The 21,381-nt window shown below is 64.2% G+C and carries 18 protein-coding genes; 11 read left to right on the forward strand and 7 right to left on the reverse strand.

Features of this window, described 5'->3' with window-relative positions:
- Positions 1–194: 194 nt before the first annotated feature.
- Complete coding sequence (cphA, locus tag ACQ4WR_RS16985) at positions 195–2,765, reverse strand: cyanophycin synthetase (protein ID WP_102295330.1); 2,571 nt, start codon at positions 2,763–2,765, stop codon at positions 195–197.
- A 181-nt stretch (positions 2,766–2,946) separates the two neighbouring features.
- On the reverse strand, positions 2,947–5,124 hold the full coding sequence (locus ACQ4WR_RS16990; protein ID WP_436488636.1) for a cyanophycin synthetase: 2,178 nt from the start codon (positions 5,122–5,124) through the stop codon (positions 2,947–2,949).
- A 510-nt stretch (positions 5,125–5,634) separates the two neighbouring features.
- On the opposite strand from ACQ4WR_RS16990, the gene ACQ4WR_RS16995 reads away from it, so the two are divergent.
- Together ACQ4WR_RS16995 and ACQ4WR_RS17000 are read left to right on the forward strand one after the other, a co-directional pair.
- Positions 5,635–7,905, forward strand: a complete 2,271-nt coding sequence (locus ACQ4WR_RS16995) for a cyanophycin metabolism-associated ABC transporter (RefSeq protein ID WP_102295334.1) — start codon at positions 5,635–5,637, stop codon at positions 7,903–7,905.
- A 2-nt stretch (positions 7,906–7,907) separates the two neighbouring features.
- A complete protein-coding gene (locus ACQ4WR_RS17000) occupies positions 7,908–8,378 on the forward strand; it encodes a cyanophycin metabolism-associated DUF1854 family protein (protein WP_102295335.1) in 471 nt (156 codons plus the stop codon).
- Between the two features lie 19 nt (positions 8,379–8,397).
- Here ACQ4WR_RS17000 and ACQ4WR_RS17005 read toward each other — a convergent pair whose 3' ends face one another.
- Positions 8,398–9,288, reverse strand: coding sequence for a LysR substrate-binding domain-containing protein (locus ACQ4WR_RS17005; protein ID WP_436488639.1), 891 nt, complete (start codon positions 9,286–9,288; stop codon positions 8,398–8,400).
- Between the two features lie 161 nt (positions 9,289–9,449).
- On the opposite strand from ACQ4WR_RS17005, the gene ACQ4WR_RS17010 reads away from it, so the two are divergent.
- The 3 genes from ACQ4WR_RS17010 to ACQ4WR_RS17020 are packed head-to-tail and all read left to right on the forward strand — an operon-like array spanning position 9,450 to position 11,191.
- Positions 9,450–9,995, forward strand: a complete 546-nt coding sequence (locus ACQ4WR_RS17010; protein ID WP_102295339.1) for a sugar ABC transporter — start codon at positions 9,450–9,452, stop codon at positions 9,993–9,995.
- A 7-nt stretch (positions 9,996–10,002) separates the two neighbouring features.
- The gene (locus ACQ4WR_RS17015) at positions 10,003–10,323 is read left to right on the forward strand and encodes a hypothetical protein (protein ID WP_436488641.1); all 321 of its coding nucleotides are present in this window, start codon (positions 10,003–10,005) and stop codon (positions 10,321–10,323) included.
- Positions 10,324–10,345: 22 nt separating this feature from the next.
- Positions 10,346–11,191: an MBL fold metallo-hydrolase gene (locus ACQ4WR_RS17020; protein ID WP_436488770.1), complete on the forward strand. Its 846-nt coding sequence runs from the start codon at positions 10,346–10,348 to the stop codon at positions 11,189–11,191.
- A gap of 212 nt (positions 11,192–11,403) precedes the next feature.
- On the opposite strand, the gene ACQ4WR_RS17025 is transcribed toward ACQ4WR_RS17020, so the two are convergent.
- Positions 11,404–12,918, reverse strand: a complete 1,515-nt coding sequence (locus ACQ4WR_RS17025) for an AMP nucleosidase (RefSeq protein WP_102295344.1) — start codon at positions 12,916–12,918, stop codon at positions 11,404–11,406.
- A 123-nt stretch (positions 12,919–13,041) separates the two neighbouring features.
- Here ACQ4WR_RS17025 and ACQ4WR_RS17030 point away from each other — a divergent pair, with 123 nt between their 5' ends.
- From ACQ4WR_RS17030 to ACQ4WR_RS17045, 4 genes are all read left to right on the forward strand, one after another.
- Entirely contained in the window at positions 13,042–13,638 is a 597-nt protein-coding gene (locus ACQ4WR_RS17030; protein WP_436488643.1) for a TetR/AcrR family transcriptional regulator, read from the forward strand.
- 23 nt (positions 13,639–13,661) lie between these two features.
- Positions 13,662–14,465: a type I methionyl aminopeptidase gene (map, locus tag ACQ4WR_RS17035; RefSeq protein WP_436488645.1), complete on the forward strand. Its 804-nt coding sequence runs from the start codon at positions 13,662–13,664 to the stop codon at positions 14,463–14,465.
- Positions 14,466–14,467: 2 nt separating this feature from the next.
- Positions 14,468–14,992: a hypothetical protein gene (locus ACQ4WR_RS17040; RefSeq protein WP_436488646.1), complete on the forward strand. Its 525-nt coding sequence runs from the start codon at positions 14,468–14,470 to the stop codon at positions 14,990–14,992.
- 77 nt (positions 14,993–15,069) lie between these two features.
- Positions 15,070–15,717 carry an FABP family protein gene (locus ACQ4WR_RS17045; RefSeq protein WP_102295351.1) on the forward strand — a complete coding sequence of 216 codons (648 nt, stop codon included), beginning with the start codon at positions 15,070–15,072 and terminating at the stop codon, positions 15,715–15,717.
- A 137-nt stretch (positions 15,718–15,854) separates the two neighbouring features.
- Here ACQ4WR_RS17045 and ACQ4WR_RS17050 read toward each other — a convergent pair whose 3' ends face one another.
- A complete protein-coding gene (locus ACQ4WR_RS17050) occupies positions 15,855–18,323 on the reverse strand; it encodes a tetratricopeptide repeat protein (protein ID WP_436488648.1) in 2,469 nt (822 codons plus the stop codon).
- Positions 18,324–18,403: 80 nt separating this feature from the next.
- A complete protein-coding gene (locus ACQ4WR_RS17055) occupies positions 18,404–19,183 on the reverse strand; it encodes an AraC family transcriptional regulator (RefSeq protein ID WP_436488650.1) in 780 nt (259 codons plus the stop codon).
- A 106-nt stretch (positions 19,184–19,289) separates the two neighbouring features.
- Here ACQ4WR_RS17055 and ACQ4WR_RS17060 point away from each other — a divergent pair, with 106 nt between their 5' ends.
- Together ACQ4WR_RS17060 and ACQ4WR_RS17065 are read left to right on the forward strand one after the other, a co-directional pair.
- Positions 19,290–20,180, forward strand: a complete 891-nt coding sequence (locus tag ACQ4WR_RS17060; RefSeq protein ID WP_436488652.1) for a DMT family transporter — start codon at positions 19,290–19,292, stop codon at positions 20,178–20,180.
- Between the two features lie 47 nt (positions 20,181–20,227).
- The gene (locus ACQ4WR_RS17065; protein ID WP_436488654.1) at positions 20,228–20,815 is read left to right on the forward strand and encodes an O-methyltransferase; all 588 of its coding nucleotides are present in this window, start codon (positions 20,228–20,230) and stop codon (positions 20,813–20,815) included.
- Here ACQ4WR_RS17065 and ACQ4WR_RS17070 read toward each other — a convergent pair whose 3' ends face one another.
- Complete coding sequence (locus ACQ4WR_RS17070; protein ID WP_436488656.1) at positions 20,816–21,325, reverse strand: GAF domain-containing protein; 510 nt, start codon at positions 21,323–21,325, stop codon at positions 20,816–20,818.
- Positions 21,326–21,381 lie beyond the last annotated feature (56 nt).

Genomic DNA, 21,381 nt, shown 5'->3' on the forward strand with positions numbered 1-21,381 from the left:
TCTGCCCACCATGCGTGCACCACCTTCTTGTCATCCCAGTTAGTGTTTTCTAATGAGCAATTTTCATGCCTGAATTTACAAGCTTGCAAGGAGGATATTGGCTGTGTTTGCACCATGCGGGTGCGCACAGGGAGGCGGCGCGCCAATAAAAAAGGGCGGCCCGCAGGCCGCCCTCGCATGCCGTCAGGCTGCGCTTATGCTTCGGCGACGCGCTTGGCGATGTGCGCCAGCGCTTCTTCCACCTGGTCGATCAGGATCAGGCACAGGTCGCCCTCGCCCAGGCGCGCCAGGGCCTTGTCGATGGCGACGAATTCGCCGTTGATTTCATCGATGTGGGTAGTGCGCTTGGCGCCGTCCAGGCCCTGGCGCAGCAGTGCCACCACTTCGCCGTCGGCGCGGCCGCGCTGGCATTGGTCCTGGTACAGCAGCACGTCGTCAAACGCGGCGCCGAGGATTTCCGTCTGCTGGCGGATGTCTTCGTCGCGGCGGTCGCCGGCGCCGCTGATGACCACCGAGCGGCGCTTGGCCGGCATGCTTTCCACGGCCTGCACCAGCGCCAGGATGGCGTCCGGATTGTGGCCGTAGTCGGCGATCAGGGTGGCGCCCTTGTAATCGAAGACGTTGAAGCGGCCCGGCGCATTGTCGGCTTCATTGGCGAAGGTTTTCAGGCCCAGCGCGATGGTCTTCCAGTCCAGGCCCACGGCCCATGCCGCGGCCAGCGAAGCCATGACGTTGTCGACCTGGAAGCCGATGGCGCCATTGCGCGTGATCGGCACCTGCGACAGGGCGATCTCGTGGCGCTCCTGGCCCTGCGCCGCCACCAGTTTGCCGTCTTCGACGAAGACCACGCGGTTGCCTTGCGCGCGGTGCGTGGCCATCACGGGGTGCGTCTTGTCGGCGGCGAAGAAAGTCACCGTGCCGCTGCAGTTCTTGGCCATGCGGGCCACGGCAGGGTCGGTGGCGTTCAGCACGGCCACGCCGCTGTCGGCCACGTTCTGCACGATCACGCGCTTCAGCACCGCCAGGTCTTCCACGGTGGTGATGTAGTTCAGGCCCAGGTGGTCGCCGGCGCCGATGTTGGTGACGACGGCAACCTGGCAGCGGTCGAAGGCCAGGCCTTCGCGCAGCATGCCGCCGCGCGCCGTCTCGAACACGGCCGCGTCGACGTCAGGGTGCAGCAGCACGTTGCGCGCGCTGCGCGGGCCGCTGCAGTCGCCGCTGTCGATCTGGCGGCCTTCGATGTACACGCCGTCCGTGTTGGTCATGCCGGTGCGCAGGCCCGAGGTGGTGAGCAGGTGGGCGATCAGGCGCACGGTGGTGGTCTTGCCGTTGGTGCCGGTGACGGCAACGACGGGGATGCGGCCATCATCGCCTTCGGCGAACATGGCGGCGATGATGGCTTCGCCCACCGGGCGCGGCTTGCCGAACGATGGCGCCAGGTGCATGCGCAGGCCCGGTGCGGCATTGACTTCGACGATGCCGCCATTCTGTTCTTCCAGCGGTTTCAATACGCTGTCGGAGACGACGTCCACGCCGCAGATGTCCAGGCCCACCATGTGCGCGGCCGCGACGGCGCGCGCTGCCACTTCCGGATGCACGTCGACGGTGACGTCCGTGGCCGAGCCGCCCGTCGACAGGTTGGCGTTATTGCGCAGGATGACGCGCTGGCCCACCGGCGGCACCGAGTCGGCCACATAGCCCTGCTTGGCCAGGCTGGCCAGGGCGATGTCGTCAAAGCGGATTTTCGTCAGCGAGGTGGCGTGGCCGCTGCCGCGGCGCGGGTCCAGGTTGACCTGGTCGACCAGTTCGCGCACCGTGTGCTGGCCGTCGCCCACCACTTGCGGCGGGTCGCGGCGGGCCGCGGCCACCATCTTGTTGCCAATCACCAGCAGGCGGAAATCGTGGCCCGGCAGGTAGCGTTCGACAAGGATATCGTCGCGGAATTCCTGCGCCGCGATGAAGCCGGCCGTCAGCTGCTCGCGCGTGGTGATGTTGACTGTCACGCCCTTGCCCTGGTTGCCGTCCTTCGGCTTGACGACCACCGGCAGGCCGATCTCGCAGGCGGCGGCCCAGGCATCGTCCGCGTCGACGGCGACACGGCCGTGCGGCACCGGCACGCCGGCCGAGTCCAGCAGTTTCTTGGTCAGTTCCTTGTCCTGCGCGATGGCTTCGGCGATCGCGCTGGTGCCGTCCATTTCGGCGGCCTGGATCTTGCGCTGGCGGCTGCCCCAGCCGAACGTCACCAGGCTGCCTTCGGTCAGGCGGCGGAACGGGATGTTGCGGGCCACGGCGGCGTTGACGATGGCGCCCGTCGATGGACCCAGGCGCACGTCTTCATCGAGTTCCGTCAGCTGGTGCAGGGCGCCGGCCAGGTCGAAAGGGGTGTCGTCCAGCGCGGCCTGGCACAGCTTCTGCGCCAGTTCCAGGGCCAGGCGGCCAACGGCTTCTTCCGAGTATTCGACGACGACCTGGAAGATGCCCGTTTCCAGCGTCGGCGTGGTGCGGCTGAAGGTGACGGGGCAGCCGGCTTGCGCCTGCAGGCCCAGGGCCGCCAGTTCCAGCACCTGCGCCATCGGCGCGGCGTTGTAATTGCCCAGCGGCTGCAGCGGGCTCAGTTGCGGAAAGAGTGCGCGCAGGCGGGCTTCGAAGCCAGGCAGCTGGGCGATGTCGAGTTCCTGCGTGGTGCAGGAAACAATGGCTTCCACGGCGGTGTCGTGGCTCCAGAGGTTAGGGCCCCGCAAGGCCCGTACGCGAGATACTTCCATAATTAAACCGTAATCCTGTTGTGTTCTTGTGGGCCCGGCCGTAGCCGGGCTTTTACGTCAAATCAAACCGTAGCGAGCGGATGGGATTTGTGGCCGAGAAGCGGAGCTGTGCGGATGCACAGTGAGCATCGGAGGCCGCAAATCGCGAGGCGCAGTCGGTTTGGTTTGACGTCTCTGGTTTTCAATTGCCGATGCATCCGGGCGCCGCGTCAAAGGTGCGCAGTCCGGCGCAAATCAGGTCGACGGGCAGGTTCATGGCCCAGGCGGCGGCGGCCACGGCCAGCACGCTGTCGACATTGCCGGCGGTGGCAGGCTTGAGCAGGTCCAGGCACAGCAGGACCGTTTCGATGCCGCCTTCGGCCAGCACGATATGGTTGCCGCGCACGAAAGCGGCGCGCTGCCCCGCTGCCAGTTGGGCTGCGATGGCGGGCAGGCTGCCATCCTGCGCGTACAGGGTCACGCTGCCGTCGCACAGCTCGGCCAGTTCCAGCACTTGCGGGTGGGCCGCGTGCAGCACGGCCACGCCGCTCGGCACGACCACGTCGACCTGGCTGCGCACGACCTTGTACAGGCCCGCATCATCGAGCACGTCGAAATCCTTGACGCTATCGAGGCTGCCCATGTCCGTCACGATGCCGACCTGGCATTTGTCGTAGGCCAGGCCTTCGGCCAGGATCATGCGCGGATTGCTCTCGAACAGGGCGGTCTGCACGGTGCGGTTGAGCAGCAGGCGCTGGCCCGCGTCCCAGTTCACGCAATCGCTGCTGACGACGCGGCGCTGGTCCAGGTACATGCCTTCGCTGCAGACGGCGCCCGTGTGCAGACCGGACAGATTAAGGAGTTTGCACAGCATGCGCACGATCAGGCTGGCGCCGCGCGTGCCCGTCACGCCGATCAGCGGAATGCGGCCCGTTTCCTCTGGCGCGAACAGGTGGTCGACGATGGCCGCACCGACAGGGCGGGGCTGGCCCACGCCCGGCTTGATGTGCGCCAGCAGGCCAGGGCTGGCATTGACTTCGATGATGGCGCCGCGCTGCTCTTCCAGCGGACGCGTGATGTCTTTTGTGACCAGGTCGATGCCGGCGATATCCAGGCCCACCACGCGGGCGGCCAGCAGGGCCGCATGCACGACGGACGGATGCACGTCGTCCGTGACGTCGATGGCCACGTTGCCGTTCGGCTGGATCAGCACTTTCTGGCCGGCCTGCGGCACGGACAGGGCGGTCATGCCCTGGCGCTGCAGTTCCAGCACGATTTCGCCCGATTCATGCGGCTTGACGGTGCCCAGCGGGAAATCCTCGCCTTCGCCGCGGCGCGGGTCGGTATTGATTTGCGCGTTCACCAGTTCCAGCACGGTGGAGACGCCGTCGCCATCGACCCACAGCGATTCGCCCTTGGCGGCCGCGATCAGCTTGTTGCCGACGACGAGCAGACGGTGTTCGTCGCCCGTGATGAAGCTTTCCACCAGCACGGCCGAGCTGTCGCCCTTGCGCGCGGCCAGCTCATAAGCGGCCTTCACGTCCGCTTCCGTCATCAGGTTCAGCGACACGCCGCGGCCATGGTTGCCGTCATACGGCTTGACGACGACAGGCACGTCGATGTCCTGCGCTTCTTCCCACGCCGCCTCGGCGCTGCGTACCAGGCTGCCTTCGGGCACGCGCACGCCGCACGATTTGAGCAGGAATTTGGTGAGGTCCTTGTCGCTGGCGATGCCTTCGGCGATCGCGCTGGTGCGGTCCGTTTCGGCCGTCCAGATGCGGCGCTGCGCGGCGCCATGTCCCAGTTGCACCAGGTTGCCGTCATTCAGGCGCAGCGAAGGGATGCGGCGTTCGGTGGCGGCATCGACGATGCTCGCCGTGCTCGGGCCCAGGCAGCGCGAATCGACCATGTCGCGCAGCGGCACCAGGGCCGCTTCCAGGTCGAAGGCTTCATCGTTGATGGCGGCCATCAGGATGGTGCGGGCGGTCGCCAGGGCGGCGCGGCCGACGTGTTCCTCGCGTGTGCGGAAGGCCATCTTGTAGACGCCGCGCTGGCTGGTAGAACGCGTCTGGCCGAAACCCGTGCGCATGCCGGCCAGGTTTTGCAGCTCCAGCACCACGTGCTCGAGGATGTGGGCCGACCACGTGCCTTCGCGCAGGCGCTCGAAAAAGCCGCCCCGTTCGCCCACGCCGCAGCGGTGTTCGATCATGCCAGGCAGCCATGCGACGAGACGCTCGTACAGGCCGGGCAGGGTGTTCGATGGGTAATCTTCCAGTTCGCCGATGTCGACCCAGGCTTCAATCACCGGGCGGTAAGTCCAGATGTTGGGGCCGCGCAAGTGGGTGACGCGGACAAATTCGATGTTCTTCTTCTTGATCATGTAAGTGGTTTCTTGATAACAAGCCAGGCGTCTGGGCGCCAGATACTTTATGTTGGCTTTACAGAGACTTTTCAGGCTCGTGCTTGGTTCTTTATCCCGGGTATGCGCAGTGTGCCACCTTTAGCGGTCTCTTGTCGCGTTTGCCTCTCGTATTCTGCTGGTGTTGCCGCTCTAATTGTTACTAAATGTTGCCATTATTATTAAAAACACACCATCTTGTATCCTGGCCGAGACATTTGCCTGGCTTCCAGCTGTTGTATACTTCAGCGCTGGCCCGGCGTTGCAAAAGCGCCGCGCCCGGCTGGTACTTCCTGTCACGATCGCGCGTTTTTTTACGCCGTTTTGCCATCATTCCTTACCGGGAAGCATCCATTCGATACAATACAGGAAATTGCCACTGGTGCATCAACCCCGCCATCGCGCAGTACACAAACATTGATCGGGCACTTGCCCCATCCCCCAAATCCCGCCCTGTGAAGGGCTTGGCCTCGAGCCGGAGTATGCTTTACGATGACAACTGAACTGAGTGTTCCTGCAACAACTATCCCCCTCACATCACTGCCTGAACACTGGCTGGCGGAAGTGGAAAGCAACCTTTCTCCAGGGGAGAACGTTTTAAGTAGCGTTGAGGTTGACCTCGATGCGCGATTACGTTTCACAAAAGGCATAATAGTTGTCACCGAGAAGCGCCTGCTGGCCCGTTCGCCGGGCGAAAGCGCCTGGAAAAGCTGGTCTTTCCGCCCCGGACTGCGTCTCACGCACCACGATCACGCTGGCGTCGGCCACCTGGAACTGTTCGACGACCACGGCCGCCTGGCGTCGTGGCGTTTTACCCTGGGACAGAACCTGCACGCCATCCGCGTGCTGGAGCAGTTCGTCGAGCGCCTCGACAGCCACCTGACGGGCCAGCCCGTGCTGGAAGCGGAACAGGAAGTGTGCCCGAGCTGCAAGGCGCCCCTGGAGCCGGAGCAGGAAGAGTGCCCGATCTGCGCCAAGGTGCTGCATACGCCGCCATCGACCTGGACCCTGTTCCGGCTGTGGCGCTTCGCCCATCCCTACCGTGGCCAGCTGGCCCTGGGCTTCATGCTGATGCTGCTGAGCACCGCCGCGCACATGATTCCGCCCTACCTGACGGCGCCGCTGATGGACAATGTGCTGATCCCGTATCAGAACGGCAAGCATATCGACCCGTGGCTGGTGGTGTACTACATGAGCGGCTTGCTGGGCTCGGCCCTGCTGGCCTGGCTGCTGGGCTGGGGCAAGACCTATGTGCTGGCCCTGGTGTCCGAACGCATGGGCGCCGACTTGCGCTCGGCCACGTATGAACACCTGATGAAGCTGTCGCTGGAATTCTTTGGCGGCAAGCGCACGGGCGACCTGATGGCGCGCATCGGCAGCGGCAGCGACCGCATCTGCGTCTTCCTGTCGCTGCATTTGCTCGATTTCGCTTCCGACGTGCTGATGATCATCATGACGGGCGTGATCCTGTGGTCGATGAATCCGTGGCTGGCGATCATGACCCTGGCGCCATTGCCCTTCATCGCCTGGATGATCCACCTGGTGCGCGACCGCCTGCGCACGGGCTTTGAAAAGATCGACCGCGTGTGGAGCGAAGTGACCAACGTGCTGGCCGATACGATTCCCGGCATCCGCGTGGTGAAAGCGTTTGCGCAGGAAAAACGCGAAGCGGCCCGCTTCCGCGACGCCAACGCGCACAACCTGGCCGTCAACGACAAGCTCAATAAAGTCTGGTCGCTGTTCTCGCCCACCGTTTCCTTCCTGACGGAGATGGGTTTGCTGGTCATCTGGTGCTTCGGCATCTGGCAGCTGTCGCGCGGCGAAATCACCGTCGGCGTGCTGACCGCCTTCATCGCCTACAGCACGCGTTTCTATGGCCGCCTCGATTCCATGAGCCGCATCGTCTCCGTGACGCAGAAATCGGCCTCCGCCGCCAAGCGCATCTTCGACATTCTCGATCACGTGTCGAGCGTGCCGGAACCGGCGCAACCGGTGAAGCTGGAGAAGATCGAAGGACGCATCGACCTGCGCGAAGTCGGTTTCCGCTATGGCAACCGGGCAGTCAACCGTGGCATCACCCTGAACATCAAGGCGGGCGAGATGATCGGCCTGGTGGGCCACAGCGGTTCGGGCAAGAGCACCCTGGTCAACCTGATCTGCCGTTTCTATGACGTCTCGGAAGGCGCGATCTTGCTTGACGGCGTAGACATCCGCTCGTTCGCCGTCTCCGACTACCGCCGCAATATCGGCCTGGTGCTGCAGGAGCCGTTCCTGTTCTTCGGCACCATCGCGGAAAACATCGCCTACGGCAAGCCGCACGCGACGCGCCAGGACATCATTGCCGCGGCGCGCGCCGCGCATGCGCATGAATTCATCCTGCGCCTGCCGCAAGGCTACGATTCGATGGTGGGCGAGCGCGGCCAGGGCTTGTCCGGCGGCGAGCGCCAGCGCATCTCGATCGCCCGCGCGCTCCTGATCGACCCGCGTATCCTGATCATGGATGAAGCCACATCGTCGGTGGACTCGGAAACGGAAAAAGAGATTCAGAAGGCGCTGGACAATCTGGTGCAGGGCCGCACGACCATCGCCATCGCGCACAGGCTGTCGACCCTGCACCGCGCCGACCGCCTGGTGGTGCTGGACCGTGGCCAGGTCGTCGAAGTGGGTAGTCACGATGAACTGATGGCGAAAGAGGGCGCCTATTTCCGCCTCTACGAAGCACAGGCGCGCAATAACGAACTCGCCCTGGATGACAAGGAATAAGCATGGCCAGCACAACTTTTACATTACACCGCGACACCTTCGGCAAGCTGGTGATGACGGACGCGGACGGCCAGGTTTTTGAAGGCGTGGCGCCCGTGCGCGCCTTTCCCATCCAGTCGCCCGACGAAGGCATTTCGCTGGTGCTGGGCAATGGCAAGGAAGTGGCATGGATCGACCATGTCGACGCCTTGCCGGAGCCGACCCGCAGCCTGCTGCAGGAAGAGCTGGAAGGGCGCGAATTCATGCCCGAGATCGCGCGCGTGAAAAGCGTGTCCAGCTTCGCCACGCCATGCACCTGGTACGTCGACACGGACCGGGGCGAGACGCAATTCGTGCTGAAAGGCGAGGAAGACATCCGCCGCATCGGCGCCGCGTCACTCCTGATCGCGGACAACCACGGCATTCACTTCCTGATACGCGACATGTTCAATATCGACAAGACGACGCGGAAGATTTTGGATCGCTTCCTGTAAGTGTCGCCAGCAGGGCCAGTCAAGGCCTTGATGCCCTTGCCTCCTCGAGCAGCCACTGCGCAAATGCCTGCAGTGCGGCGGCGCTGAGGGCAACAGGCTCGGGCAGTACCAGGCAAAATCTCTTGCTGATAGTGTGGCCATCCGGCCAGGGCGCCACCAGGCGGCCTTGGCGAAGCTCCGCCTCGATATACAGTCGCGGTACCAGTGCCACGCCCAAGCCGGCGAGCGCCGCTTCAATCAACATGGCGTGCAGATCGTAGCGGGGGCCCACCGCAGGATTGGCCAGCCCGATGCCGGCCGCCTGGGCATAGTCTTGCCAGGCGTCCGGATTCTGGCGCCGGTGCAGCAGCGGCAGGGCGTCCAGCGACAGCCCGGCGCTGGTGGCGAGCAGTGCCGGGCTGCAGACGGGGACCAGAATTTCCTCCAGCAAGCGGTGGCAATGCATCCCCGTCCATGCCGGATGTTCAAAATGAATCGCCGCGTCGAAACCGCTGCCGGCCAGGACAAAGGGCTCCATGCGTTCGGCGATATGTACGGTAATGTGCGGATGCAGGTCCTTGAAGCGTTTCAGACGCGGGATCAGCCAGCGGCTGGCGAAGGTCGGTAGCGCGGCAATATCGATACTTGCGCCGTCGATGGGTTGCCCCATCAAATACAGGCTGTCGCGTTCCAGCCGTTCCAGAATCTCGCGCACTTGTACCGCATAGCGCGCGCCGCTTGGCGCCAGCCGCACGCGGTTGCCTACGCGCTGGAATAGTGCCACTCCCAGAAACTGTTCCAGGCGGCCAATCTGGCGGCTGATTGCGCCCTCGGTCAGCGACAGCTCGTCGGCCGCCCGGGCGAAGCTGCCGTGCCGCGCCGCCGCCTCGAAGGCCATCAGTGCCGTATTGCTGGGAATCTTACGCCGCATGGCGTGCTCCAGATGCGGGCGGAATTTGAGCTTGAGTAAATATCATGGAAGGGTGATTTTATATCGCTATTCACGGCAAAAATACCATACTACCATTACCTTTGTGCAATGAGTGCCAGCGTTTCGCAGGCCGATGTACCGTTGATGCCAAGGATAATGTGATGATTTATACCGTCGAATGCAGCTTTGCCGATCCCGGCAGCGAAGCGCAATGGAACGATTTTTATACGCTGGAAAAACTCCCTGCACTGATCTCCGTGAGCGGCTTTCACACTTCGCAGCGTTTCAAGGCGCTCACCGGTGGCTGCCCCGTCTACCTGGCCGTCCATACCATGGATGGCCTTGATGTCCTGGCGGGAGAGGAATACCGGCAGAAAGGCGGCGGAAACTTCGCCAGCTGGCAGCGCCACATCACGGACTGGCACCGTAACCTCTACAGCGATATCGGCCTGGCGCCAGCGGTGGCAGCGGACGAATTGCTGGTGCTGTGTGCCACGGGCCCGGAATCTCTGCTTGCGCTGGGGCTCAGTCCCCTGACCATGCGCGCCGTGGCACTCGAGCAATTGCCGCCACGCCGTTGGCTGGCAAAATTGCCTCGGCAACATGCACCGCTTGCCGAGTCCATGCCCCAGGGCGTCTTCCTGTATGCGCCAATGACGCAACAGCTGAGAAGTTCGGACGTTACCGATGCCGCACCGGCGCGATAGGCCTGTCATGCCCAATCTCACTGTCTATATCGCTACGGAGCACATGCCCTGCGCCGCAAAGCTGGCACTGCTGTCGCGCGACTGCGTCGAACTGTGCACGCGCGTGCTGCAAGCGGCCCCCGGCAAAGTGCATGTCATGTATGTCGGCGTGCGGCCCGGATATGGTCATCCGGTCTTTGCCGAACTGCTATACCGCATCGATGGCTGTCGCACGCCAGCGGTGATGCAGGCATTCATGGAAGGACTGGACAGCGCCATCATGCGCCATGCCGGCTTGACGGCGCGCATACGCTGCTTTGCGTCTGAGGCCATCGATGCGTTTAACTGAAACGTTTCCTAAAGAAAAAAACATGTCCCCCTCTCTCTTTCCAAACCAGCTGGTCGGCGACTTCACGGTCACCGCGGTCAGTGACGGCTACCTGTCCGCCAGCCTCGAATTCTTGTCGAATATCGATCCGGCCGAGGCCGCCAACATGCAGGGCGCCGCAGGGCAGGCTGCGCCGGACGCCGTGCACATCAATTGCTATATTGTGCGTAGCGCACACCGCAGCATACTCATCGATGGCGGGGCGGGGGGCGTCAAGCAATGGGGTGGCCGGCTGCGCGACAATTTGCTGCGCGCAGGCATAGACGCCGCATCCATCGACACCATCCTGCTCACCCATGCCCATCCCGATCATGTGGGTGGGCTGGTCGACGCGGCTGGACAGCGCAGCTTTCCCAATGCGGAGCTTGTCGTGCATCAAGGTGAAGTGGCGTTCTGGCAAGATGACGGCAATCTCAGCCGGGCTAGTGCGCGTGCCAAGGGCAATTTCGCCATGGCGCGCCGCGTTTTCGACAGCTATCGTGGGCAGCTGCGTACTTTCCTCGACGGTGAGGTGCTTCCCGGCATACAGGCGATGCCGCTGCTTGGCCACACGCCGGGCCATACGGGATATCTGCTCGAATCGCATGCGCAAAGCTTGCTGGTATGGGGCGATATCGTGCATTTTCCGCATATCCAGATAGAGCGGCCGGACGTATCGATCGCTTTTGACCAGGACCCCGCCACGGCAGCCACCACCCGTTCACGGCTGCTGGACCTGGTCTGCTCCGAAAAACTGCTGATCGCCGGCATGCACCTGGGCGAACTTGGTTTTGCGCGCATCAGGCGCAGCAGCGGGACATATGCGCTGCATTACGAGACGCAACCGTGAACCGGCGCGACCAGGCATGCCTCGTTCGCCAGCCAGCTTGACTGGCATCTTGTCCAGGCGATTGCCGGCATGCCACGGGAGCATCAACTTGTCGCATTTGCGCGGCATGGATTGCTTGAAGGGGCTGCAATCCGGGCCGTGGCCTTGGGTGAGCGTGCCGGGAGAATGCCATGTTCCGAGCAATCCCCGGCTTCTCTCCTGAATCGCCGTGTTTACTGAAACGCCACCTCGGCAAAGCTGCGCAATTTGCGGCTGTGCAGCCGGTCGACGCCCTGGCGGCGCAGCAGTTCCACGGCGCGGATGCCGATGCGCAGGTGCTGGTCGACCCTTTCCCGGTAGAAGTGGTTGGCCATGCCGGGCAGCTTGATTTCGCCGTGCAGCGGCTTGTCGCTCACGCACAGCAGGGTGCCGTAGGGAACGCGGAAGCGGAAGCCGTTGGCGGCGATCGTCGCGCTTTCCATGTCCAGCGCGATGGCGCGGCTCTGGCTGAAGCGGCGTTCCGGCGTGCGCTGCGGCAGCAGTTCCCAGTTGCGGTTGTCCGTGCTGGCCACCGTCCCCGTGCGCATGATGTGTTTCAGGTCATGCCCGGTCAGCTGGGTGATTTCCGCCACCGCCGTTTGCAGCGCCTGCTGGATTTCCGCCAGCGGCGGGATCGGCACCCACAGCGGCAAGTCTTCATCGAGCACATGGTCTTCGCGCACATACGCGTGCGCCAGCACGTAGTCGCCCAGGCTTTGCGTGGTGCGCAAGCCGGCGCAGTGGCCCAGCATCAGCCAGGCGTGCGGGCGCAGCACGGCGATATGGTCGGTGATGGTTTTCGCATTGGCCGGACCGACGCCGATATTGACCATGGTGATGCCGCTGCCGTCCGCGCGCAGCAGGTGGTAGGCGGGCATCTGCGGCAGGCGCGGCGGGGCGGCGCCCAGCGCATCTTCGCTTTCCACCGTCTGGCCGACCCTGCGCGTGACCACGTTGCCCGGTTCGACAAAGGCGATGTAGCCGTCATCGTCCGATGGCGCGGCCGCATCGGGCGCGCGCTCCATCATGGCGTGCCCCAGGCGGATGAATTCGTCGATATAGAACTGGTAATTGGTAAACAGCACGAAGTTCTGGAAGTGCTGCGGCGAGGTGCCGCTGTAGTGGCGCAGGCGCTGCAGCGAATAATCGACGCGCGGACCCGTGAAGAGCGCCAGCGGCTGCGCTTCGCCATGCGCCGGTTCATGCGTGCCGTTGGCGATGCCGTCGTCCATGGCCGACAGGTCGGGCAGGTCGAACAGGTCGCGCATGGCCAGGCGGCGGCCCGCGTCCATATTGCCCTCGATATGGTCATGCTCGGCGAACGAGAAATGCACGGGAATCGGCTGGGCGCTGACGCCTACTTCCAAGTGTACCTTCTGGCCGCCGTTATGGTTTTTCAGCAGCAGGGTAAACTGGTCGAGGTAGTAGTCGCCAAACAGGTCGGGGCGCGTCAGGGTGGTTTCAAACACGCCGGGGCCGGCGACAAAGCCGTAGGCCAGCGGCGAGTCGGCGCGCGCCACGGTGTCGGTCTGGATGCGCACGAACGGGTAGCAGGCGCGCACGCGCTCGTGCATGTCTTCGCCGGCGACAAAACGCTGCAGCGCATCGCGCAAGTGTTCGATACTGCTGCGGTAGATGGCTTGCACTTGTTCCAATGCCAGGCGTGGATCGTCGAAGCGTGAGGAGGCGATGAAGGGGGGCGTAAGCAAGCGGATTCTCCTTGTGGCGGTTCGTGCATGCCATTGTAAGGCAGCAAGGCAACTCTTGTTTGTCCCGTTCTCGCCGAACGGAGGCGCTTGACGAATTCAAATAGAATCTGTATTCTATTTGGAATGGTCAGACTAGCTAAATTCAACGAAAACAATTTCATCGACAGCGCGATCGCCGTCGCCGCCCAGTGCGGCGTGGCCGCCGTGTCGATGGCCGCCATCGCCGTCAAGGCGGGGGCACCCATCGGTTCCGTGTATCACCGCTTCGATTCGCGCAACGCCATCCTGGCGCGCGCCTGGCTGCGCGTGAAAAGCGACTTCCGCGAGGAAGTGGCCAGCCGCTGGATCGGCGGCGACACGTGGGCCGGCGTGCATGGCTTGCTGGACTGGTGCCGGCGCAAGCCCGTGTATGCGCGCTTCCTGCTGCAATGCGCGGACAGCCCCGATTTCAACGGCGGCCTCAGCGAGGAATTGCTGGCCGCCGTGGAAGAAGAACAGGCCGCGCTCGATGCCTGCTTCGCCCGCTGCGCCGAAGCCATGCCCGGCACCACGGAGCTGGACCTCGACCACATGCTGCTCAAATTCGTGCTGATCGACGCCCCCGTGGCCGTCGTCAAGCCTTACCTGACCCAGGAGCGGCCGATCCCGGCCAGCGTCGACGCCATGCTGCGCGCCTCGCACGACGCCGTGCGCGGCTGGGCCGCCCACACCACACACTAACCAATACAACCAAGAAGACAACCATGCGCTATTCCACCCAGCTTGAACACGGCAAGAAAATCCCCCTGCATGATGAAGAAGGCTTCATCGGCATGCGCGCGGCCGGCCGCATCGCCGCCGACACGCTCGACTACATCGCGCCTTTCGTGAAACCTGGCGTGTCGACGGCCAAACTTGACGCCCTGTGCGAAGAGTTCATGCGCGCCGCCGGCGCCATCCCCGGCACCATCGACTACCACGGCTACAAGCACGCCAGCTGCATCTCCGTCAATCACGTGGTCACGCACGGCATCCCGTCGGAGACCAAGATCCTCAAAGTGGGCGACATCCTGAACATCGACGTGACGCCGAAGTTCAATGGCTGGTTCGGCGACACCAGCCGGACCTTCAAGGTGGGCGCCGTGTCCATCCTGGCAAACCGCCTCGTCAACACGGCGTATGAAGCCATGATGGCCGGCATCCATACCGTGCGTCCGGGCGCGACCCTGGGCGACGTGGGCGCCGCCATCGAAGCCGTGGCCAAGGCGCAGGGCTTTTCTTCCGTGCGCGACTTCTGCGGCCATGGCGTGGGCCAGGTCTTCCACGACACGCCGCAAGTGCTGCACTATGGCCGCGCCGGCACCGGCATCGTGCTGGAACCGGGCATGATCTTTACCATCGAGCCGATGCTCAACGTGGGCAGCTACCAGGTCAAGGTCTTGCCGGATAAATGGACGACCGTGACGAAAGACCGTTCGCTGTCGGCGCAGTTCGAACACTCGCTGGCCGTGACGGAAACGGGCTTTGAAATCTTCACCCTGAGCGGTTCGACCGAGCCGCTGGTGTAAGCATGGATGCGGCGCGCCGGCAGCAGCTCACCGATATCGTCGCCGCCAGGGCTGGCGTGGATGCGGCATGCGCGGCGCGCCACCTGGCGCTGCACGCGTACGACGTGGCGGCCGCCCTGCGCAGCATCGACGCCGAACGCTATACGCTCACGCAGCGCCTGCTGAACAAATACGGGCGCGACCCGGACGACGCGCTGCAGCACGTGGCGCTGGCCGTGCTGCAGCAGGCAGACATCGGCAGCGACAGCGTGCTGCGCGTCGAGCGCATCGCGGCCCTGGCGCCGCCCGTTGCCGGCATGGTGATGCTGGCCGAGTGGCTGGCCTATGTGGACTGGGAAGGTTTTGACAGCGCCCTGTACGCCAATATCGACGCGGTGGCGGCGGTCATCGCCGGTGCATTGGACCTGCCCGAGGTGGCTGCCAGCCTGCTGCAGGCGCGCGATGCGGCCGTGTTTGAAACGCAGCGTCCCGCGCTGGCGGCAGCGGCCCTGCTGTTCATCGAACGCCACATTACGCACTTTCCCTGACGGCAGGCGCTTTGCCGCCGGCGGCGCGCGTCTTACAATGGCGGCAAGCACTGTTGCCCCATTTTGAAGACTTCCGCATGAGCGATTTTCCCGAAGATATCTACACCGAGCCGTCCGCCGACGTGCACACTTTGAATAACCTGGGTCCCCTGACCGGCATGGCCGGCATCTGGACGGGCACGCGCGGCCTGGACGTCAAGCCGAAGGCCGATGGCCCGCGCAAGCAGGCGTTTGTCGAGCGTATCGAACTGCAGCCGATCGACCCCGTCACCAACGGCCCGCAGCTGTTCTACGGCTTGCGCTACTACATCCACATCACCAAGCCGGACCAAGTCAAAACGTATCATGAACAGGTGGGTTACTGGCTGTGGGAGCCGGCCACGGGCGCCGTGATCCAGACGCTGGCCATCCCGCGCGGCCAGATCGCCATGGCGTCCGGCACGACGACGGCGGACGCCACCAGTTTCGAACTGGTGGCCAGGCGCGATTCGACGGCCTACGGCATCTGCTCGAACCCTTTCCTCGAACACGCGTTCACCACCGTCGAATACCGCATCAAGGTCGACATCCACGCCGATGGCACGTGGGGCTATGACGAAGACACGGTCATGCTGATCCGCGGCAAGGATGAGCCGTTCCACCACACGGACCGCAACCTGCTGACGAAAGTCGCCGAGCCGACGCCGAATCCGATGGCCTTGCAGGCGCTGGCCGCCGCTGCATAAAAATTAAAAGCGGCGACGCTTGCCGCCGTGCTGCAGGAGCGCCTGAACAATGCTCAGGGCCAGGCGCGCTGCCGCAGGCAGTACGAATGTACGGCCAGGCAACGCAACAACGCCATCGGCTTTTTCTCAGGTGCTCCTTAAGGCTTGCCCTGCGCCACCGCCTTGATCGCGCGCTCCTCGCCCATGGCGGCGGCGATTTTCCAGCGCTGCATGGCGCTGGCGCGGTCGGGACGTTTCAGGCCCGCGCCTTCCCAGTCCATCAATCCCAGATTGTAGATGTCGCCCGCGCTGCCCTTGTCAGCGGCCAGGGTGAACCATTTGCGCGCTTCCTTGTGGTTGACGGGGATCTGGTAGCCGCGCACGTTGTACAGGCCCAGCAGATGCATGGCTTGCGCATTGCCCTTGTTGGCCGCCTGTTTCAGCAGGTCCATGCCGCGCGCCATGTTGCGCGGTTCCTGCCAGCCCTCGGCCAGCATCACACCCTTGGCCGTCAGCGCATAGCTGTCGTTCTTCAGCAGGCCCTTGCCGATCAGCGGCTTGGCGGCCACCTGGCGCGCTTCGCGCTGCTGCGCCGTCGGCGCCGTGACGGGGCCGCCCTGGCCTTCGCCCATCAGCCGCATCCAGCCATACAAACCATACGCGCTGGCGTCGCCCTTGCCAACCAGGCTTTCCAGCATGGCCAGCGCTTGCACCTTGTCGCCGTTCTCATACAGCTTGACGGCTTTCGGCGTGCTGGCGTCAGGCACAGGCGCGGCTGGCGCGTGGGGCGCGACGGGCACCGACGCCAGGGCCGCCTGTGCCGGCGGCGCGGGCGCGCGCACGCGGGTGGGCAAGCCATAGCTGGCGGCCAGCACGGCCAGGCTGGCCGGGGCGAGTATCAGCACTTGCGCCAGCTGGTTGCGGCGGCCCTTGCCGGCGATGCGCATGGCGCGTTCGGCCTGCTGCTCGCCGCCCAGCGCTTCACTGAGCACTTTTTTCACCTTGCGGTTGAACAGCCAGTAGGCGGCGCCCGTGACGAGCAGGCCGGCCAGCGCCGCCATGCCGCGTCCCGCGAAGTACCAGGTGGCGATGGCGACGGCCAATGCGGCCAGCGCGCTTTTCCACCAGAACTGCTTGGCCAGCCGTGTGTACACCTGGCGCAGCGCGCCCAGCACGCAGGTACGCACATTCTGCGCATACTTGCTGGATACCACGTCGACGTGGGCGTGATCGGTTTCTCCGCTGAGCACAGAGTCGATCACGTCCGCGTTCAGTTCCGAGGCGGCCACGTCGCGCAGCGGCGTGAGCAGGCCCTGTACGTGGGCCGAGAACAGGCCGTCGTCGGCGCTGCCGGCCAGCGCGTCGCTGAGCGCCTTGAGGTCGCCGCGCAGCAGCTTTTCCACGATGTCGTCGAGGGTCAGCCAGCGCAGGTCGGTGCCATACGCCACCAGATGGTGCTTTTCCCCGTTGCAGGCGGCGTCCAGGCGCACGATGCGCAGCTTGGCCGCATACAGGGCGTCGACCTCCTGCGGCTGGTCTTCATTGTAAATGCTCACTTTCGCCAGGGCGAGACTGCCGGCGATGGCGGCCAGTGAGTGCACGCTCTCCTTGTCGCGAATGCGCTGCGCGTCCTCGGGTGCCTGCTTGGGCAGGCTGACGCTGTAGCCGGGCGCCACGTGCACGTCGACCCAGGCCGCCTTGCCCACCTTGCCGGAACCGTCGCACGGGTTGCAGCGCAAGTCGCCCACGCCGCTGCAGGTGCGGCACGTGACCTTGCCGCTGGCGCGGCAGGTGCCGCAATTGATGTTGCCGGAACCGTGGCAGGTGTTGCAGCTGACCTTGCCGTAGCTGCAATGGTAGCAAGAGCGGTATTCGGTGCGGTACTGGGGCCGCGTTTCGCTGTGGTAGCTGGTATGCGAGCTGCCGTTGCTGTAGGTGGTAGTGGGCACTTGCACCGTGATGTAGTCGGTGACCTGTTCGGAGACCGTGCCGCTGCCGCTGCAATACGAGCACGACACCTTGCCGCTGCCATAGCAGCCATAGCCGTCGCAGCTGACGGTGCGCCCGCCGTGGCAGCTCCAGCAGGTTTCCGTGGTGGCGCCGTAGCAGGTGTGGCAACTGATGCGGCCATCGCCATGGCAGTTGCCGCAAGTGTCGAGGTGCCAGTGCTTGACGGCGTGCGGCAGGTACAGTCCCGCCTCGACGCCGTTGTAGGCCTGGCCCGCCTGGCGCAAAGCATTGTCGAGCTTGCTCGCCGCGCGGCGCAGGCGTTCCTTCTCCTGCGCGTGAGCAAGTGCTCCCACCTCGTGCAGGCCACCCTGGCAGCGGCAGTCGCTGCCGGCCGGCGTGAAATAGCCGTTGATGACGCGCTGCTCGAAGCGCGCTTCCAGCGCGTAGTTCGCTTGCAGCGAAAAATCCTGCAGCGCATCTTCCTCGCCCAGCGGCGTGATGTCGTGCGGCTCGAAACGCGTCTTGTCCTGCACCAGGGTGCGCAGCTTGCCCAGTACGGTAGGTATGGCTTCTTTGTCGAGCGTGATGGGTGCTGGCGCCGTCACGGCTGTCTCCGTCACCTGCGGCGCATCCTTGCTGCCTGGGGTTTCATGGGCCGTTTCGGTGCTGGGGTTCATGCGCGTCCTTTTGCTCTCGGGAAAGATGTTTGAATTTTAGCATTCGCATATGACAAAGCGGATGGCCCGGTTTGGCTTTTTCAGCGCAGGCCGCGGCGGAACTGGTCGGGCGTGCCGCCGCTTTGCCGGCGGAACATGGCGATGAAGGCGGACGCCGTGCTGTAGCCCAGTTCCAGCGCGATCGCCTGCACGGTGTCGCCTTTTTCCAGCAGTGGCAGGGCGGCCAGGAAGCGCTGGCGCTGGCGCCATTCGCCGAACGGCATGCCCAGTTCGCGCTGGCAGCGGCGCGCCAGGGTGCGTTCGGTGACATGCAGTTGCGCGGCCCAGTCGGCCAGTGAGCGGTTACTGCCCGGCTCCGCCTGCAGGGCGGCCAGCAGCGCCGCAATGACGGGCTCGTCGCTGCCCGGCAAATAGTTGCGGCTGCAGGGCGCCAGCCGCAATTGATCGACCAGCACTTGTGCCAGACGCTGGTCGGCCTCGGTGGCGGGTGTCGTGACGCCCCGGTCGGCGAAGTCGCCAAGGATGGCTTTCAGCAAGGGACTCAAGACCAGCGCGCACGGTTGCGCCGGCAACTGCGCGCACAGGCTGGCATCGATATACGCCGAGTGAAACACGACATCCTGGCGGATATAGCCGTCATGCAAGGTCTCGGGCGGTATCCAGACGGCGTACTGGGGCGGCGACAGATAGCGCTGGCCTGCCACCATGATTTCCATCACGCCGGTAGAGCAATACGTGAGCTGTCCCCACGGATGGCTCTGGTAATCGAATTGCTGGTGCGCGTGATAATCGTCGAGGCGGAAATACACGGGATAGGGCAGGCTGTCGGAAACGGCGGGGAAGTGCTGGTTGCTGGCCATCGTCTCTCCTGTTTGTCCTGTTCTTTGCATCGTTTGTCCGATATGCATTATATCCATGGAATCAGACCATGCGAAAATGGCGCCATTGAATAATGGAGTACGCCGCATGCAAGTGAAGCACTATCTGTTGCCCGTGATCGCCGTGCTGATCTGGGCCATCAACACCATCGTCAGCAAGATGGCCGTGGGCGTCATCGATCCGGCCGCCATCTCGTTTTACCGCTGGCTGCTGGCCGGCGTGCTGCTGGCGCTGGTGTTTGCCCGTCCCGTGTGGAAACAGCGGGCCGTGGTGAAGCCCTACCTGGGCAAGCTGTTTGTGCTGGGCATGCTGGGCATGGTCATGTACCAGTGCCTGGCCTACATCGCCGCGCAAACGACGACGGCCACCAACATGGGCATCCTCGCTTCCATGATGCCCTTGCTGGCCGTGGGCCTGTCCGTATTGCTGCTGGGCGAAGCGCCCACTGTCGGCGGCGTGTTCGGCGGCCTGGTGTCACTGCTGGGCCTGGCTTACCTGCTCAGCCATGGAGACCCCGCCGCGCTGCTGGCCCATGGCGCGGCCGTGGGCGACGCCCTGATGCTGCTGGCCTGCCTGTCGTATGCGGGATACGGCGTGCTGCTCAAGCGCTGGAAGATTCCCCTGAATAACTGGCACTCCTTGCTGATCCAGGTGTGGTGCGCCGTGCCCGTGCTGTTCGTGTATTACCTGAGCCAGTCGGCGCCGCCCGTCACCAGCGCCGGCTTGCCGCTGGTGCTGTTTGCCGGCATCCCCGCGTCCATCGTCGCGCCGTTTTTGTGGATGCATGGCCTGGCCAAGCTGGGGCCCAGCCGCGCCACCACGCTGATGAATCTGCTGCCCGTGTTCACCGTCATCATCGCCATGCTGTTCCTCGGTGAAACCTTGCACAGTTACGATGTGATCGGCGGCGGCGTGACCCTGCTGGGCGTGGCGATGGTGCAGTACCTGAAGCGTCCCTTGCGCCGCGCCAAGGCGTAGTTTTTTTGCTATGCTGGTGCTTTGCATAACAAGCGCAAGGAGCTGGCATGCCAAACATCGATACCCTGTTGAGTGAACTGGAAGCGTTCGGCAACGCGAATGACGCGGCGCACACGGAACGGGCCAGCCGCATGCTCAATATCACGCGCGACACGGGCGAGCTGCTGGCCGTGCTGGTGCACGCGCGCGGCGCGCGGCGGCTGCTGGAAATCGGCACATCGAACGGCTATTCCACCCTGTGGCTGGCGCGCGCGGCGCAGGCCCTGGGCGGCACGCTGGTGACGGTGGAAAAGGCACAGGACAAGTTCGACATGGCACATGCCAATTTCGTGCGGGCCCAAGTGCAGGGCGTGATCGGCCAGCTGCTGGCCGACGCGGGCGAGGTGCTGCGCGATGCGGACGATGGCGCGTACGATTTCATCTTCCTCGATTCGGCGCGCCAGCAATATGCACAATGGTGGCCGCAGCTGGACCGCGTGCTGGCCGCCGGCGGCGTGCTGGTGGTCGACAACGCCAGCTCGCACTATGCGGACATGGCCGGCTTTATCGATGCCATCCGCGCCGACAGCCGCTACACGGCCTGCCTGGCAACTGTGGGCAAGGGCGAGTTCATCGCCGTCAAGGCGGGCAACTGATTACTCGGCAACGATGGACGCTTCCAGCACGCGCACCAGCGATTCCACCCCTTGCGCGTCGACATCGTCAAAGCGGCTGACGAGCGGGCTGTCGAGGTCGAACACGCCGATGATCTGGCCGTGGGCGAACACGGGCACCACCAGTTCCGAACGGGAATTGACGTCGCAGGCGATGTGGCCGGGAAACGCGTGTACATCCTGCACGACGATGGACTTGCCTTCGACCACGGTAGTGCCGCACACGCCGCGGCCCTTCTTGATGCGGATGCAGGCGGGCTTGCCCTGGAAGGGTCCCAGCACCAGTTCCTCGCCTTTCAGGAAATAAAAGCCGGCCCAGTTCAAGCCCGGCATGGTGTTGAACACCAGCGAACTGAAATTGGCCGTGTTGGCGATGAAATCGCTTTCGCCCGAGAGCAGGCCTTGCAGCTGCGAACGCAGGTCCGCATACATGGCTTGCTTGGCGGCAGGAGTGTCGGTGGCGTAGGCGGCGTCGCTGATGGTAAACGTCATGGTGGTGGCGCTCAAAAAATGGGGAAGGCGCTATGGTAGCGCGTCTGGCGCGCGCG

This window comes from Janthinobacterium amylolyticum, from assembly GCF_051380655.1.
In the GTDB taxonomy this organism is placed as follows: domain Bacteria; phylum Pseudomonadota; class Gammaproteobacteria; order Burkholderiales; family Burkholderiaceae_D; genus Janthinobacterium.

What these genes read in the sequence shown, in the direction of transcription:
- ACQ4WR_RS16995 (WP_102295334.1), top strand. Translation starts at nt 5,635, where the DNA reads ATGACAACTGAACTGAGTGTTCCTGCAACAACTATCCCCCTCACATCA.
- ACQ4WR_RS17040 (WP_436488646.1), top strand. Translation starts at nt 14,468, where the DNA reads ATGGATGCGGCGCGCCGGCAGCAGCTCACCGATATCGTCGCCGCCAGG.
- ACQ4WR_RS16990 (WP_436488636.1), bottom strand. Translation starts at nt 5,124, where the DNA reads ATGATCAAGAAGAAGAACATCGAATTTGTCCGCGTCACCCACTTGCGC.
- cphA (WP_102295330.1), bottom strand. Translation starts at nt 2,765, where the DNA reads ATGGAAGTATCTCGCGTACGGGCCTTGCGGGGCCCTAACCTCTGGAGC.
- ACQ4WR_RS17005 (WP_436488639.1), bottom strand. Translation starts at nt 9,288, where the DNA reads ATGCGGCGTAAGATTCCCAGCAATACGGCACTGATGGCCTTCGAGGCG.
- ACQ4WR_RS17000 (WP_102295335.1), top strand. Translation starts at nt 7,908, where the DNA reads ATGGCCAGCACAACTTTTACATTACACCGCGACACCTTCGGCAAGCTG.
- ACQ4WR_RS17060 (WP_436488652.1), top strand. Translation starts at nt 19,290, where the DNA reads ATGCAAGTGAAGCACTATCTGTTGCCCGTGATCGCCGTGCTGATCTGG.
- ACQ4WR_RS17070 (WP_436488656.1), bottom strand. Translation starts at nt 21,325, where the DNA reads ATGACGTTTACCATCAGCGACGCCGCCTACGCCACCGACACTCCTGCC.
- ACQ4WR_RS17015 (WP_436488641.1), top strand. Translation starts at nt 10,003, where the DNA reads ATGCCCAATCTCACTGTCTATATCGCTACGGAGCACATGCCCTGCGCC.
- ACQ4WR_RS17045 (WP_102295351.1), top strand. Translation starts at nt 15,070, where the DNA reads ATGAGCGATTTTCCCGAAGATATCTACACCGAGCCGTCCGCCGACGTG.
- ACQ4WR_RS17050 (WP_436488648.1), bottom strand. Translation starts at nt 18,323, where the DNA reads ATGAACCCCAGCACCGAAACGGCCCATGAAACCCCAGGCAGCAAGGAT.
- ACQ4WR_RS17010 (WP_102295339.1), top strand. Translation starts at nt 9,450, where the DNA reads ATGATTTATACCGTCGAATGCAGCTTTGCCGATCCCGGCAGCGAAGCG.
- ACQ4WR_RS17065 (WP_436488654.1), top strand. Translation starts at nt 20,228, where the DNA reads ATGCCAAACATCGATACCCTGTTGAGTGAACTGGAAGCGTTCGGCAAC.
- ACQ4WR_RS17030 (WP_436488643.1), top strand. Translation starts at nt 13,042, where the DNA reads ATGGTCAGACTAGCTAAATTCAACGAAAACAATTTCATCGACAGCGCG.
- map (WP_436488645.1), top strand. Translation starts at nt 13,662, where the DNA reads ATGCGCTATTCCACCCAGCTTGAACACGGCAAGAAAATCCCCCTGCAT.
- ACQ4WR_RS17020 (WP_436488770.1), top strand. Translation starts at nt 10,346, where the DNA reads ATGTCCCCCTCTCTCTTTCCAAACCAGCTGGTCGGCGACTTCACGGTC.
- ACQ4WR_RS17055 (WP_436488650.1), bottom strand. Translation starts at nt 19,183, where the DNA reads ATGGCCAGCAACCAGCACTTCCCCGCCGTTTCCGACAGCCTGCCCTAT.